Origin of the sequence: Marinicella litoralis, from assembly GCF_002591915.1 — a bacterium.
GTDB classification, from domain to species: Bacteria; Pseudomonadota; Gammaproteobacteria; order Xanthomonadales; family Marinicellaceae; genus Marinicella; species Marinicella litoralis.
This window is the reverse complement of the sequence record NZ_NIHB01000001.1, coordinates 934,533-949,409: the sequence shown is the minus strand read 5'-3', so window position 1 is coordinate 949,409 and position 14,877 is coordinate 934,533. Positions and strand designations below refer to the sequence as shown.

Below are 14,877 nucleotides of genomic sequence, written 5' to 3'. Positions count from 1 at the left end.
TCAAGCTTGCTGTAATGCCTTGTGTAAAACTGAATGCAGGTTTTTCGGTTTGACCTTGTCTAAGGCCATGCTGTCACATTGCTGAAAATCACGGAACCGAACCAATGCGGTGACCAAGGCTTGGATGACTGATTCTGGATCATGGTCATGCGTTTCGAAATGCAGTGAATTGATAACCAAATGGCGCGCTTTTCGGTGTGCTTTACAGTCCATGCGACCAATGAATTCATCACCATAAAGCAGCGGCAAACTGAAGTAACCATATTGGCGTTTGGCCGCGGGCACATAGCATTCTATTTGGTAGTCGAATTGGAACAAGGCTTTGAGTCGTTCGCGCTGAATCACACTGTTGTCAAACGGTGACAAGATATGCAAGCGTTTACTGACACGTGGCATGGGCGCTTCAAGTCGGTCGGATTCGAGCCAGTACACCTCATTATTGGGTAACTGGATGGCCTGTAGATAACCCTGTGCCAAGCGCTCATTGAGCTGATTTTTCATCGCCAACCTGAGTGCCGCATTGCGACGCAAGTAAGTCAAACCTTTGAGTGAAACCAAGCCATGACAGCGCAACTGCTGATCCAACAAATGAGCAGCGAATTCCTCTGTGCTTGGCATGCGGGTATCGATTTGTGCTGGCAGCACCCGTTCGGTGAGGTCATAGGATTTTTGAAAACCTTCGCGCTTACTGACCATCAGGTCACCTTGCATGTACAGTTGTTCAAGCGCTTTTTTCGCTGGTTTCCAATCCCACCAGCCAGCACCTTTGGGTTTATTCTTACTGGTAACTTCTAGGTCTCTGGATCGCAACGGGCCATCACTGCGGATGCGTGCCAACAACGCTGTCATCAGCTTTTGATCGGGATTTTTATACCAATGGATTTGTCCCCTTTTTATCGCCTGTTTATACGGCAAAGAAAAACGAAAATCTTCAACCGGTAAAACGGCCGCTGCGTGAGACCAATATTCAAAGACATCTCTGTCCTGCATCATTTGTTCAAGCATGCCTGGCTTAAACCCAGGCACCCTGGTATGCAGCACATGATGATGGGCCCGTTCCACCACTGAGATGGTGTCCAGCTGAACATAACCCATGTGTTCGATGGCTCGGCGAGCGGCTGACAAACCCCGCCCAAAAGCTTCGGCCTGCAACAATCCTTGTGAAGCCAATGCCAATCGGCGCAGGCGTTTGAGTTGTTGTGAACTTTTTATTTGTATCATACTCAGTACGCTTTCAATGATAAATGAGTCTATACCCAACCTACCACAAGGACAAATTATGCAAAAGCACTTTAATCGCCAGTCTCAGCACTAATTAACACAAAACAGTTTAAATCCATGGTGGGCTGTTGTTTAATAAGAACTTACAAACAATCACTGAACAGCCAAGCCACATGAGTAAAGTAACCCTATTAAAGCCAAAAGGAAGCTACACCGACATCCCATTTTACACGGGTAATATTTCAGCGGGTTTCCCTGGTGTGGTTGAGGAGCATTTGGAAGGTGCTTTGAGTTTAGACCAACTGCTGATTAAAAACCCAGCCAGTACGTTTTTTGCTCGGGTGGAAGGTGATTCAATGATCGGTGCCGGTATTTTTCAAAATGACATGCTGGTGATTGACCGATCATACACCGCCACCAACAAAGACATTGTGGTCGCTTTGGTCAACAACGAGTTCACTGTTAAACGGTTATGTACCCAAGGAGGTTTGCGCCTACAAGCTGAAAACAGCAACTATGAAGACATACCCATTACCGGTGAAACTGAACTGATTATTTGGGGTGTGGTTACCGGCGTGGCTCGGTCGTTGAAATAAGAGGTCACACATACCCAAGCTTTCACCATCAAAATGCCTCCTACAGTAGATTACCTATGCGTTTAAGCCCGTCGATAAAAGCGTTCGGTCGCCAATGCATCCAGATAAATTTAGCCTGACCCACAATATTTTCTGCTGGAATCAAACCAAACACCCGACTGTCTTTACTGAAATCTCGATTGTCACCCATGCCAAAATAATGACCTTCCGGTACCACCAAGTCAGTGTATTGGTAACTGCGATGCACGCCATTTGAATACAAAACAGTGTGTTGTTGTTCACCCGTGGTGGCTTGTTTCTGGTTCAATCCTTGGGGGTTGATGTCATCATGAAAACCTTTATAGGAGCCAATGAACTGTTCATTAACCCTTTGTTCATTAACGAAAAGTTGTTTGGTTCTTTGATCGTATCGAATGTGATCACCGGGCACGCCCACCACCCGCTTGATCACATCAATTGATGGGTCCTCGACTGATCTGAACACAAACACATCGCCTTTTTTCGGCTGACCGGTTTCAATCAAAGTGTTGTGAAATACCGGCATTTTTAAACCATATGCAGATTTATCCACATAGATGAAATCACCGGTCAATAGGGTTGGCATCATCGAAGATGACGGAATGCGAAATGGTTCAAACGCAAATGACCTGACGGATAAAATCAAAAACAACAAGGGGAAAAAACTACCCGCAGCCGCAGTGAATCGGATATATTTATATTGACTGACTCGTGCTTTTTTCTGTCTGCTGTACAACCAAGCCAACAATGTCAAAACCGCCGCCAAAAACAAAAACACTTCATAATCCCAGTGAAAACCTTGCATGATAAATGACTCAATTAAACTGTTGGATTAGATTGAGGCCGTTGATGAAGGTTCAGCCCTTATTGCAAATTATTAAATAAACTGACTTTTGGCACAGATAAACCAATCATCAAGAGGTGAAAAACTCACCTCTTGATGAAGGCCATTGATCAATCAAAAACGGGCAGTCCACTGGGAACCCGACGAGGCACCTCATTTCTTAGGTTAACGCTGCGACGGTCTGTCGCCGCATCAAGAAAATCAATCAAGCGGGCAATTTGAGTGGCGTTTAAGTTGCGCGGTGTAAGCTCACTGCTGGCCAAGATTTGTGCGGTTCTGTTGTCATCATCCAAAACCGTAAAATCAATGGCATCTAAATCATCACGAATGGGCAATTTTGCTTGTGAACGATCATAATTTAAAGTGGCTTCAACCGGGTCTAAATGATGTTTAATCAAGTCTTCCAAATTATCATATGCACCGGTATGGCCCCAGGGGCCGGTTAACAAAACATTTCGAGCTGAAAGCACCCTGAATTTAAATCGGTCGGCTACATCACCGGTGACACGTTCACGACCAAAATCATCTTGACCATCATTGTATCCATCCAGGTTGTCTCCTTTACCCGGTCCAAACTGAATCATGCCGATGGATTTAAAACTGTCGGCCGGACCCAACAACTTGCCAGAGTGGCAATCTGCACAACCTGCATCACCATAAAACAAATTCATCCCAGCTATTTGATTGGGACTCATGGCACCTTTGTCGCCACGTAAGTATTGATCAAACGGAGAATTGTCTGCACGCCAAACCACTGCCTCAAAGGCAGCCAAGGCATTGGCAATGTGTACATAAGTGATGTCCGATGCTTGATTGACATCTTCAAAAGCGGCTTGGAACAAAGTCACATATTCGGGGATGTTTTGTATCCTTTTAGACAACAAGTCCCAGACGCCACCGACACCGGCCAAGCGACCCACTGCCGCTTGATCTGCCACTTCATTTTCTCCGGCCTGACCTGCCATTTCTGTGCCTGAAGTCACTGGAAACATCGCTTGAGCAGCTAAAGTGTTGTCTAAGCCCATAGGCAAGTCAGCGCCTGCGGGACTGGAAAAACCACTGGGTTGGCTGGCATCTGCAAAGACCCGACCGTCGTGAAACATCACCGTCATTTCCTTGGCTCCAGCATTGAAAACATGTGGGGCATTTCGTGGCACTCGCTCGTGCACTGCGTCGTTTTCATAACCGGTATCACGCGAAACCCCTAAGCCTGATCCCCCTTCACCTATCGATAATGACAAACCATCACCTGTTGCAGCCATGCCATGGTGGCAGGTGGCACAAGAATCATTCATGTTGCCACTGAGTATTTTGTCATAAAACAATATGTTACCCAGTTGCACTTTTTCATCGCTGTACAGATGAAAGTCAGCATCAGTTAAGGGCTCTGGAAGTTGAGCAAAGGTGTTCATCGTTGGTACCTGATATTCAGATGCATTGATGATATCAATGATTTCTTGCAGCATTTGTTGAAAGAAATTGTTTTGTGCTTGAGATTGTGTAGTGAACATTGATAATGCCATCACGATTGTAACGACCGATTTTTTGATTTTCATCGTTTCCCCTATTTCGAAATTTAAACGGTTACCCCAACATGGCCATCAAAAACCATACCAGAAATGTATTGGGTGATAATTTTCTATAAATTCACTCTCAATATCAATGAAAAATAAATCAGCTTGACAGCAGGGTTAATACCCAACGCGATAATTATTTTTAAATGCTTCTAAAAATCTACATTTTGAATGGAACTGACAATAATTGACAACAGCCTGCACAGCCGGTTAAATGTCATCATGTTTAAAATCATCACTCCTGATCAATACAAAACCATCCCTTGGAAAAATGGCTCAGGCAACACCACAGAATTGGCCATCAGCCCGGGTGGAACTTTACAAAATTTTGACTGGCGATTGAGCATTGCCAGCGTAAATAAAGATGGTGTGTTTTCAGATTTCAGCGGCTATGACCGACAATTGATTTTATTGCGAGGCAACGGCATCAAACTGACTCACAATCAACGACACTTCGATGATTTGCGTTCACCGCTGTCAATCGCTGCTTTCGATGGCTCCTATCAAACCTTGGGAGAGTTGCATAAGCGACCAATTGAAGGTTTCAATGTGATGACCAATCAACAAACATGTTCTGCTCAAATCAAAACTTACTCACAACGACAAAATCTTGATATTCATTGCGGTGACTTGGTCTTTGTGTATGCGGCCTATCAATCGCTAAAAGTGCAAATCAATCAGCACAGTTTATGCCTGCCTGCTGGCCATCTGTTACAAATTGAAGCGTGCGCTGTTCAAGTTAATGTTGTGGGTGCTGGGTTTCTCGTGATTGATTTGAAACCATTCGATTGAACAAAAAAAATCACGCCATAGCTATGGCGTGATTCATCACAATGGAACAAGCACGCGTACATCCATTCAACAATGTACGCGCATTAATATTCATTAATCAGGAGTGGGGCCGAATCCATCGGCATAAATCAGGTCATTGAAGTCACATTGGGTAGGTTCTACCACTGAAACATCATCAATATACCAACCTTCACCAGAAACAGAACCATCACAAGACATCCGCCACCTGAATTGCACCGTTTCACCAACAAAATCACTGAGTGAAACAACAACCTGTTGCCAACCGCTGCTGGTGCCACTCCACGCATCGCGGCCAGTGGCTGGACCACCTCGCAGTGCACTGGGGTAGCCGTTTTGGATAATTCGATCAGGGTTGGCTGCAACACTGCCGCCATCGCCTGCCAAAATATCAAACCACGTGACACCACCATCCGTGGTGTATTCCAATACCCCGCCGTCCCATGTGGCTTCGGTATTGAAATTATGATTGAACCTGAGTTCCAATCCAGCTGAACTAACATTGATGATTTCATCTAAGATCAATAACTGATCTTTGGTGGTTGGTTCATCTGAAACAAACCAAGAATTGGGTGCTGAATTAACTGTGGTTGTATTGATTTCCCAAGCAGAAGTCCCGCTGTCAGCGGTGCCAGCTTGGGTAGACCAATTTCCAGTGCCTGAGTCAATGTCATCACTGAAAGCAACATTGTCTGGACCTGTGGCAACAACCCCCATATTAATCAAGTTACTGGTTTCATTACCCGCTGAACACATACCAGATCCATTGTTGCTGTTGTCCTCTGCTTGAACACTGTAGTAAAAATCCTGACCATATACCATGCCAGTGTCTGTAAAGGTAGTGCCGGTTTCACAAGAAGAAACCAAGTTATTTGCTGAGGGGGTAAATTCTTCTAAGGGTGAGCGGTATACGTTATAAACCACATCATCCCCACAATTATTTACCGATTGCGACCAATCAACTTGAACCGCACAAGTGTTTTGCTTTTGATTAACCACTTGCTCTACCCCTGAAAAAGTCGGAGCCAAGGTACATATACCCGTCGCTGTAGCTGTATCACATGATGAAAAAACCGAAGTACATGCTTCGACCGTGTCATATGTTTTCACTTTGTAAGCATATTCTGAAGTCCCTGATACATCGGTATCTACATAAGTGGTACCGCTGACACCAGTGGCTATTTTTTCATAAGTTGTGGAAGAGCAGTTGCCAACCGCACGGTAGACATCGTATAAAAATGAACCTGCACCAGGTGAGGACCAGCTGACATCAATTTGGTTATCGCCATTGGCAACAGCGTTGACGTTGGTCGGCGCATCGGGCGAATCACAAACTGCACCATTGGGTAAGTTTGCTCCTAAATCAGCGATAATGGCCTGAATTGGAACGCCACGATTGGGGTCATCTGACCCTGAATTACCTGTGGTACATGAAGCACTGCCACGACAATGGTGTAAAGCAACGATTTTGTGATCACTGTAACCCAAGACTGGCGAACCCGATGAACCACCTTGGGTGTCTAGCCAATAACCCACATCAGGTTCAGGCCCACTACAGCCTGCTTCACTGATGCTGTTGGCCGTACCTAAGCCGTTGTTGTTGTTCACATCATCTGGATAACTTGAACTGAAAGCCACCCTTTTGCCCCAACCGGCAGGATGTTGTGGGATATAAATTTGTTCATTCAAAACCGCACCTGTTGCACGCAATTGCATGAAGCCATAAGTTGTTGGTAAATCATTCACCGTATTGGTAGGCATCAACAAGGCATAATCCAAAGGACCACTGTCCGTGATGAATGTTGGCCCGGTGGCTTCAACAATACCTGGACAACCCAATGCCGAACTACAGTTTGTCGCACAATCAGCCCCTTCAGCCATCAATTCTAAAGTCAGGTTGTTGGCCGAAGACTGGTCAGTGACGCAATGCTCGTTGGTCAAAATATGGCCTTCATCTCCAACCAACCAGCCGGTACAATGGGCGTTACCATTGGATAAGATTCTGACCACTGCCCGTGCTTTTTCATAAACTTCAGGTTCTGAATTCATATAACACTTGGCTTCTTGTGTGTCATCCGTGGTACATATTGATTCCCCATCAAAGCCCATTTCAGCGCGGGTATAACCCCTGGCAAATTCGCTGATTTGATAACCTTTACCACCAGTGGCTGAATTGACATAGAGTTCAACTATGGCCGTGTTGCCATGAATGGGAATGCCCCAAAATCCACTTTTAGTGCCTTGACCATTAATGCCTTGATCACGATACACCCATTTTCTTGAATTGTCCGGAGAGCGCAAAACCACATAATCATCAGGGCCCAAATCCATCATACTGAAATAGGGTGAAATATAAGTACCACTGGCATAATGAATCACATCAGTCCAAACCAACTGTGTGCTGCTGGTGTTATTCCCCAGATAAGGTGATGGTGAACTGTAAGCTTGCTTGATGTATTCACCAACAATACTGGCCTCATTGGATGCCAGACTTTGTGATTTGATTGTTTTCTTAGGTTTGAATTGCAATTCATCCAACCAAGAAACCGAATGTTCGCTTTGTGACAACACTTCAAATTGACCAAAACTGCTTGTTGATAAAATCAACAGTAAGATAATTAATAGTTTTTTACTCATTTAGGATAACCCCGATAATATTTAATGGTTCCAAATTTTTGAACAGCTTCGCCAGCATAATCGTGGTTATGTGAACAGCTCCTCTCCTCTGACCTTCCTTGACTCATAAGGATAACTTGAAAAATGTGGTTTATAAAGCGTAAACGTTTAAAATATTAAAAAAACCAAGTCTAGGTAAGGAAGCAAACAGCATTCCATGCTCATTTAAACCAACATCGCCTAAATAATTTAATCAAGTACCCTGGTGGCTTGCCAAAAACTATGTTGCCAGTAATCGGTTTTTAAATCGGAGATCATCACCCCTTTTAACGTTGAGGCATGCAGGAAAAGTCCGGCTTCCAGGTAAATGCCCACGTGATAATATTTTTTTTGTTGCGGGATTTTAAAAAACAACAAATCACCCGCTTGAATCATGTCCAAAGGGATTTGTCCTTTTATTTGTGACTGTAGATGGGTCGTTCTGGGTAAATTAAGATCAAACATTTCGGCAAACGTCAAAGCCACAAACCCTGAACAATCAATGCCTTGTTGGCTCATGCCACCGAGTTGATAAGGCACACCCTGCCACTGCTCATGACGTTCATACAATTTGTTTAAGACAGTCGATTCATCTATTGAATCCACAGTATGTTGGCAGCCATAAAGGCACAGCAAAATCAACACCAAGAAATAAATTCTCATGCTAAATATTATACATTTATTTCATTGGATGGCAGCAAAGGTCAATCCAAAGGCGGCTTTCTGTGTTGGGTTCTTTGTTCATAGGCATATGCAATGGCGATCAGGGTGGGCTCTTGATAGGCCTTTGAAAATATCGATAGACCCACTGGTAAGCCGTGAACATTTCCCATCGGCACAGTGATGTTCGGATACCCAGAAATCGCCGCCAATGATGAAGAACTGCCACCGAAATGATCACCGTTGATTAAATCAGTGGTCCATGCCGGGTCCCCTGTGGGAGCAATGATGGCATCAAGTTGATGTTCATTGATCAAAGCATCCAACCCGTTGGCTCGGGTCGCTTGTTGAACCAAGTCCAATGCCGCTTTGTATTCATCACTGCTTAAGTCACTTTTGGCTTGTGCTTTGACCAATATTTCTTGCTCAAACCATGGCATTGAAACGGCTTTATTGTTGACATTGTCGGCAATGATGTTGATCAAAGTCAAGTTTGATAATGCATTGGGTAAGTTGGCTAAATATTGATTCAGATCATGTTTAAATTCAAATAACAACACCTCATAGCTGGCGTCCCAAAACCCCTTGGGTGGCTGCCAGCTGAGGTCATCAACCATGGTGGCACCGGCCGCCTCGAACTCTTTAATGGCCAATTCGAAATGTTGATTCACTTCACTGTGAAAGCCTTTGGAACTGCGCAAAATGCCGATGCGTTTGCCATTGATGCCATCGATTTGCAATGCCTTTGAATAATCCCGTTGTTGATGTGCTCTAGCGTCCAGTGTGATCGCATCATTGACATCATGGCCCTGCATGGCTGTCAGCAGCATGGCAGCATCACTGACCGAACGGGTGATGGGTCCAGCAGTATCCTGACTGTGCGCCAAGGGCACCACACCAGTTCTGCTGACCAAACCCAAGGTCGGTTTCAAACCCACCACACCGTTGGCACTGGCTGGACAAACAATAGAGCCATTGGTTTCGGTACCTACAGTTAAGGTCGCCAACCCCGCAGCGGCAGCAACGGCTGATCCGGCACTTGAACCACAAGGGTTTCTGGCAAAGTCGTAGGGGTTGTTGGTTTGTCCGCCGATTGCACTCCATCCACTGGATGATCGTTCCGAACGGAAATTAGCCCATTCACTTAAGTTGGTTTTACCCAATATAATCGCTCCGGCTGCTTTGAGGTTCTTCACCAAGCTGGCATCGCGGTTGGTTATGTTGTGCTTTAAGGCCAATGCCCCTGCGGTGGTGGCCACAGCACCTGTTGTTTCTATGTTGTCTTTCAATAAAACTGGAATGCCATGTAAGGGTCCTTTGATTTCACCGCGCTTTCTGAGTACATCGGAATGTCTGGCGTCTTTAAGCGCATCTGGATTAAGGCTGATGATGGCATTCAGTTTGGGTTCAAGTCGTTGAATCCGCTCCAAATGATGTTGGGTTAACTGCGCTGCGGTCAACTCACCAGAGTTCATCAATTTTTGTAATGACAAAACACCCGCTTCATGAATCGGTTCAGCCACAACAGCAGTCACCGCTGACAACAAAATAAAAAACCCGATAGACTTATCAGTCATAATGCACCTGCAATGTTAAGTGGTTCATTGAATATACCTTTCAGGGTGATTAAAAACAATTGTATTGAATTTTAAAGTTTTGCTAAAAACTTTTTAAAATCCATTGACAAAAAATTCGATACTCTCTAACATGCGAACCATGATCACAAGATTTGCACATGTCCATCACCATTCGTTAACTGACAACGGGGTGGCATAGTGCCATAAGAAAAAGCATTCTTTAAAGCCCCGTTTTACCAAACGGGGCTTTTTTTTGGACTTAAATAACTGACATAATATAAATCAATGAACAATCGAATCACTACAGCACACCACCATCACTTATCTAATCACTGACGGCGCCGCTGATATTCGCATTTAATTCACTGAGCCCCGTCAATAATACGGGGTTTTTTTTGGCCAAATAACCGGCCTGAACCGAACAAATATAACAGAGAAAATAACATGAAAATCAAAATGGCCATTCCCAAAGGGAAATTACAAATAGAAATCGTTAAATTGCTGTCAGACATTGGTATTGACATCATGGGAGATGAAAGAAATTACCGCCCCACATGTTCAGATGAACGGTTTGAAATCAAATTACTTAAAGGACAAAACATCCCATCATTGGTGGAGCTGGGACAGCACGACATAGGGTTTTCTGGGTTAGATTGGATTGCCGAACAAGGCGCTGAGGTAGAAGTGATTAAACCCTTGGGCTTTAACCCAGTACAAATTGTGGCCTGTATTCCTGAGGACTGGGATTATGAATCATTGAAACAACGAAAAATCATTGTGGCCACTGAATACATGAATTTGGCGGAACAGTTTTTGCAAAACAATGGATTTGACGCCACTTTGATCCGCTCTTATGGAGCCACCGAAGTTTTTCCTCCCGAAGATGCTGACATGGTGATCGACAACACCAGTACCGGCAGCACCATCAAAGCCAATCGTTTAAAAATTTGCGATGTGGTGTATGAAAGTGCCACACAATTTTTTGCCAACAAAGCCGCTTTGCAAGATCCGGCGAAGAAAGCCGTCATTGATGACATGTTGTTGTTAATCAATGGGGTGATGAATGCCAGAAATCGCGTGTTGTTGGAAATGAATTGTTTGAGTGAACACATCGAAAAAATTGTGGCCTTGTTACCAGCCATGCGCTCACCCACCGTCAGTCAATTATTTAATTCAGATGCGTATTCTGTGAGGGCCGCAATTCCCAAAGTGGCGGCCAAGGATTTAATCCCTAAATTGAAGCAAGCCGGTGCCACCGACATCCTTGAATTACCCATCAGGAAAGTGATTTAACACAATGAAAAACACCAGCCTTAAACTCGATTTCAATGAAAGGGCAGATTCACAGCCGGCATGGCTGAAATCCTTTCAGTTGAATGTCACAGACTTGTGGCGTTACCCGGATCGCACCGAATTGGAAAATCAAATGGCCAGCGACATGGGCTTAACGCCTGGCAGTGTGATGTTAAGTAATGGCGGAGATGAAAGCATTGAATTGTTGTATAAGCACAGTAAGCTGAACAGTTATGCTTTGTTGATACCAGAACCCTGCTTCAGTCAATACACCCACAACCAAAGGGTGTGGCAAAATGATACCGTCTTCACCCCAGCTTGCGATGATTTATCGATTGATACCAAAACCTTAAAAGACAACATGTCAGCCAGGCAATGGGTGGTTCTGACTCGCCCCAACAATCCCACTGGTGAATATTTGGCTGTTGATGTTTTGCTTGATTTGATAGAAACCGCACAACAAAAAGGGGCCTGGGTTTTCTTGGATGAAGCCTATGTGGAATTCGCCAATGAAGATTCACCCATTGATTACACCGCTTATGATAATTTAGTCACCTTACGCACCTTTTCCAAAGCCTTCGGCTTGGCTGGTGCGCGCATCGGTTATCTATTTGGCACGCCGCAAATGACCGAACAATTTCGCAAAATTGCCATGCCCTTCAATGTATCTCGAGCCAATTTACAACTGGCAGTAGCAGCTTGGCAAGCCAAAGATGAAATCAAAGCTTATTGTCAAACCATTGCCAACAACCGTGAAACAGTGAAGCAATTGCTATCAAATAATGGCCTAAAATCATTTGCCAGCAAAGGTAATTTTTTGTTGTTTGAAACCAATCCAATGCAAAAACAATTGTTCGCTGCGGTGATGCGTAAACGGCGCATCCAAATCAAAACTGAGTTGGCTGGATTACCCAATGCGATCAGAATAACCATCCCTGAAAACATCACCTCATTGACCTCAGCCTTGCAGCTGGTCTTAGCGCCTGAAGTTTTGGCTTTTGACATGGATGGGGTATTGATTGACACTTCCAAAAGCTATGACCAATGCATCATCCAAACCGTAGCCATTTTAACCGGCCAAAGCGTTAACCAAACTGACATTGAAGTCACCAGAGCCAAAGGTGGCTTTAACAATGACTGGGTGTTGGCAGCAGAATTGGTAAAACAACAGGGCGTTGAAGTGGCTTATGAATCGGTGGTTGAAACATTTCAAAAACTGTATTTAGGCGATGATTTGAATCTTGGTTTGGTAGCGCAAGAACAAAATTTATTACTGGACCCTTTGAAACAACAATTGTTCAATAGTCAGCCAATCACAGCGATTGTCACCGGTCGTCCCAGAAAGGAAGCCGAACAAGGGGTTGCACAACTGAATATTAAACCCAAATTCATCATCAGCGCTGATGATGTCAAAGCACAAAAACCAGATCCAGAAGGCCTGTTTAAAGTGTTGTCCGCTACACAGGCTGATCGAGCTTGGTTTTGTGGTGACACGGTCGATGACATGCAAGCCGGAACCCAAGCAGGCTGTGTGTGTATCGGCATTGGCGCCAACACAGCCGCGGCCACTGAAAACTTATACCAAGCGGGGGCCGATGTGGTCCTTGAAAACATCAACCAACTTGAGACTTTACTATGATTAAGGTATCCAGAAACACCAAAGAAACTCAAATAGAATTGTCATTAGACATCAATGGCAACCCCAGTGAAAAAAATATAAATACCGGGCTACCATTCTTTGATCACATGTTAGACCAACTGGCTGCTCACGCAGGCTGGTACATGGATTTACAGGTCACCGCTGACTTGGCAGTTGATGACCACCATGGCATTGAGGATGTGGCCATTTGTCTGGGCGAAGCCTTGTACCAAGCATGGCAGGCCGCCAAACCCAACCAGCGTTATGGACAACGACTGTTGCCCATGGATGAAGCCTTGACCCTGTGTGCTGTTGATTTATGTGGTCGACCTTACGCGGTGATTGACTTGCCTTTCTCTCAACCGATGTTAGGTGGCATCAATACCGAAATGTGGGAACACTTTTTCTACACTTTGGCTATCAACAGTAAGGTCTGTCTGCACCTAAAAAACCAGTATTTTCGCAACAACCACCACTTGGTTGAAGGTGCTTTTAAAGCACTGGCATATGCCTTGAAAGAAGCCTTACAACCTGTGGCAGGTGAACGGTCAACCAAAGGGGTGCTTTGATTATGAGCACCAATTTAAATACATCCTTGAATGCTCCGGTGAATGCAGGCTCCAATGCAACCAGAGTGGGTGTCATCGACCTGAACTCAGGTAACTTACTGAGCATGCAAACAGCGATCAAAGCAGCCGGTTGTGAGTTAAGCACCGTGCAAAAACCCAGTCCTGCTTTGCTCAAGGACATTGATGTTTTAGTAATGCCGGGTCAAGGTCGTTTTGCTTATGTGATGGCGCAGATTGAGGCTTCTGGTTGGCGAGAATTTTTATTGGAATGGTGTCGCAATGGCAAACGCTTGGTCGGTGTTTGTGTAGGCATGCAGGTGTTGTTCGAGGGCAGTGATGAAGACCCTGAAGCAGTCGGTTTGGGCTTGTTCCCCGGCCGCTGTCAAAAACTTGCACACCCCAAAACCCCAATGGTCGGGTGGGCTCAGTTGGATTCATATAAACTGAGCTTGAAAGACCAATTTGCCTACTTTGTGAATTCGTTTGCGGTCACCGAATGTCCCTTCGCTACGGCCAAGGTGACTTATGGCCAAACTTTCTGTGCCTCGGTACAAAGGGGCAATTTATATGGCTTTCAGTTTCACCCTGAAAAATCCGGCGCTTTTGGTAAGGAGTTGATTCAATATGTATGTCAATGACAAAAATTCCAATTCAGATTTAACCGCACGCATCATACCCTGTTTGGATGTGGCTTATGGGCGGGTGGTCAAAGGCACCAATTTCAAACAATTAATCGATATGGGCGATCCCGTTGAACTGGCCAAAATGTACGAACAGCAAGGGGCCGATGAATTGGTTTTTCTCGACATCAAAGCCTCTGTCGATGGCCAACAATCCGCTTTAGACATGGTCTATCAAGTGGCCACACATTTATCGATTCCATTTGCCGTAGGCGGCGGCATCAAAACATTGGATGATGTGCACAAATTTTTCCACGCGGGTGCTGACAAAGTGACATTGAATACCATGGCTGTGGAAAAACCAGAATTGATCAATCAAATCTCTAAACAATATGGTTCACAAAGTATTGTGGTGGCTGTTGATGTCAATCTGGAAGCTGATGGCGAACTGGCCATTTACACCCACGGCGGTTCAAAACGTGTCCCCATAGCGTATCAACAATGGATCGATGAAGTGGTTGATCGTGGCACGGGTGAAATTTTACTCACAGCCATGCACAAAGATGGCACTGGGAGTGGATTCGACACCGATTTACTGGCACAATTCGGTGCAGATTTTCCGGTACAAGTGATAGCGTCCGGAGGCGCCAAAGGGCCGCAAGACTTTTTAGATGCGATTCATGCTGGCGCTGATGCGGTTTTGGCCGCTGGTTTGTTTCACCGCGGTGAATACACCGTTGGTCAAATCAAAGCGTTTTTAATTAATAACAACATCAAAATAAGGAACACATAACCTTAAAA

Annotated in this window: 13 protein-coding genes; 7 read left to right on the top strand and 6 right to left on the bottom strand. The window is 44.8% G+C overall.

All coding sequences use genetic code 11. The features are described 5' to 3' along the window. On the bottom strand, positions 1-1,221 hold the full coding sequence (locus CCS90_RS04220) for a winged helix-turn-helix domain-containing protein (RefSeq protein WP_099018240.1): 1,221 nt from the start codon (positions 1,219-1,221) through the stop codon (positions 1-3). Positions 1,222-1,394: 173 nt separating this feature from the next. On the opposite strand from CCS90_RS04220, the gene CCS90_RS04215 reads away from it, so the two are divergent. Beyond that, positions 1,395-1,817: a LexA family protein gene (locus CCS90_RS04215; RefSeq protein WP_099018741.1), complete on the top strand. Its 423-nt coding sequence runs from the start codon at positions 1,395-1,397 to the stop codon at positions 1,815-1,817. 40 nt (positions 1,818-1,857) lie between these two features. On the opposite strand, the gene lepB is transcribed toward CCS90_RS04215, so the two are convergent. Together lepB and CCS90_RS04205 are read right to left on the bottom strand one after the other, a co-directional pair. Beyond that, positions 1,858-2,640 carry a signal peptidase I gene (gene lepB / locus CCS90_RS04210; protein WP_099018239.1) on the bottom strand — a complete coding sequence of 261 codons (783 nt, stop codon included), beginning with the start codon at positions 2,638-2,640 and terminating at the stop codon, positions 1,858-1,860. Between the two features lie 149 nt (positions 2,641-2,789). Next, positions 2,790-4,235 carry a cytochrome-c peroxidase gene (locus CCS90_RS04205; RefSeq protein ID WP_211337024.1) on the bottom strand — a complete coding sequence of 482 codons (1,446 nt, stop codon included), beginning with the start codon at positions 4,233-4,235 and terminating at the stop codon, positions 2,790-2,792. Positions 4,236-4,475: 240 nt separating this feature from the next. Between CCS90_RS04205 and CCS90_RS04200 the strand changes: the two genes are divergently transcribed. After that, on the top strand, positions 4,476-5,045 hold the full coding sequence (locus tag CCS90_RS04200) for a HutD/Ves family protein (RefSeq protein ID WP_162846805.1): 570 nt from the start codon (positions 4,476-4,478) through the stop codon (positions 5,043-5,045). A 93-nt stretch (positions 5,046-5,138) separates the two neighbouring features. Here the strand turns inward: CCS90_RS04200 and CCS90_RS04195 are convergent, their stop codons facing one another. From CCS90_RS04195 to CCS90_RS04185, 3 genes are all read right to left on the bottom strand, one after another. Continuing rightward, on the bottom strand, positions 5,139-7,700 hold the full coding sequence (locus CCS90_RS04195; RefSeq protein ID WP_099018237.1) for a trypsin-like peptidase domain-containing protein: 2,562 nt from the start codon (positions 7,698-7,700) through the stop codon (positions 5,139-5,141). Positions 7,701-7,928: 228 nt separating this feature from the next. Further along, the gene (locus CCS90_RS04190) at positions 7,929-8,381 is read right to left on the bottom strand and encodes a C40 family peptidase (RefSeq protein ID WP_099018236.1); all 453 of its coding nucleotides are present in this window, start codon (positions 8,379-8,381) and stop codon (positions 7,929-7,931) included. A gap of 41 nt (positions 8,382-8,422) precedes the next feature. Next, positions 8,423-9,955 (bottom strand): amidase, encoded by a 1,533-nt coding sequence (locus CCS90_RS04185; RefSeq protein WP_099018235.1) that lies wholly within the window; start codon positions 9,953-9,955, stop codon positions 8,423-8,425. A 444-nt stretch (positions 9,956-10,399) separates the two neighbouring features. On the opposite strand from CCS90_RS04185, the gene hisG reads away from it, so the two are divergent. The 5 genes from hisG to hisF are packed head-to-tail and all read left to right on the top strand — an operon-like array spanning position 10,400 to position 14,869. After that, positions 10,400-11,248: an ATP phosphoribosyltransferase gene (hisG, locus tag CCS90_RS04180; protein WP_099018234.1), complete on the top strand. Its 849-nt coding sequence runs from the start codon at positions 10,400-10,402 to the stop codon at positions 11,246-11,248. 4 nt (positions 11,249-11,252) lie between these two features. Then, positions 11,253-12,887: an aminotransferase class I/II-fold pyridoxal phosphate-dependent enzyme gene (locus tag CCS90_RS04175; RefSeq protein WP_099018233.1), complete on the top strand. Its 1,635-nt coding sequence runs from the start codon at positions 11,253-11,255 to the stop codon at positions 12,885-12,887. Next, positions 12,884-13,456 (top strand): imidazoleglycerol-phosphate dehydratase HisB, encoded by a 573-nt coding sequence (hisB, locus tag CCS90_RS04170; RefSeq protein ID WP_099018232.1) that lies wholly within the window; start codon positions 12,884-12,886, stop codon positions 13,454-13,456. The genes CCS90_RS04175 and hisB overlap by 4 nt, the downstream gene beginning before the upstream one ends. 2 nt (positions 13,457-13,458) lie before the next feature. Further along, positions 13,459-14,094, top strand: a complete 636-nt coding sequence (gene hisH / locus CCS90_RS04165) for an imidazole glycerol phosphate synthase subunit HisH (RefSeq protein ID WP_099018231.1) — start codon at positions 13,459-13,461, stop codon at positions 14,092-14,094. Next, complete coding sequence (gene hisF, locus CCS90_RS04160; protein WP_099018230.1) at positions 14,081-14,869, top strand: imidazole glycerol phosphate synthase subunit HisF; 789 nt, start codon at positions 14,081-14,083, stop codon at positions 14,867-14,869. The genes hisH and hisF overlap by 14 nt, the downstream gene beginning before the upstream one ends. Positions 14,870-14,877 lie beyond the last annotated feature (8 nt).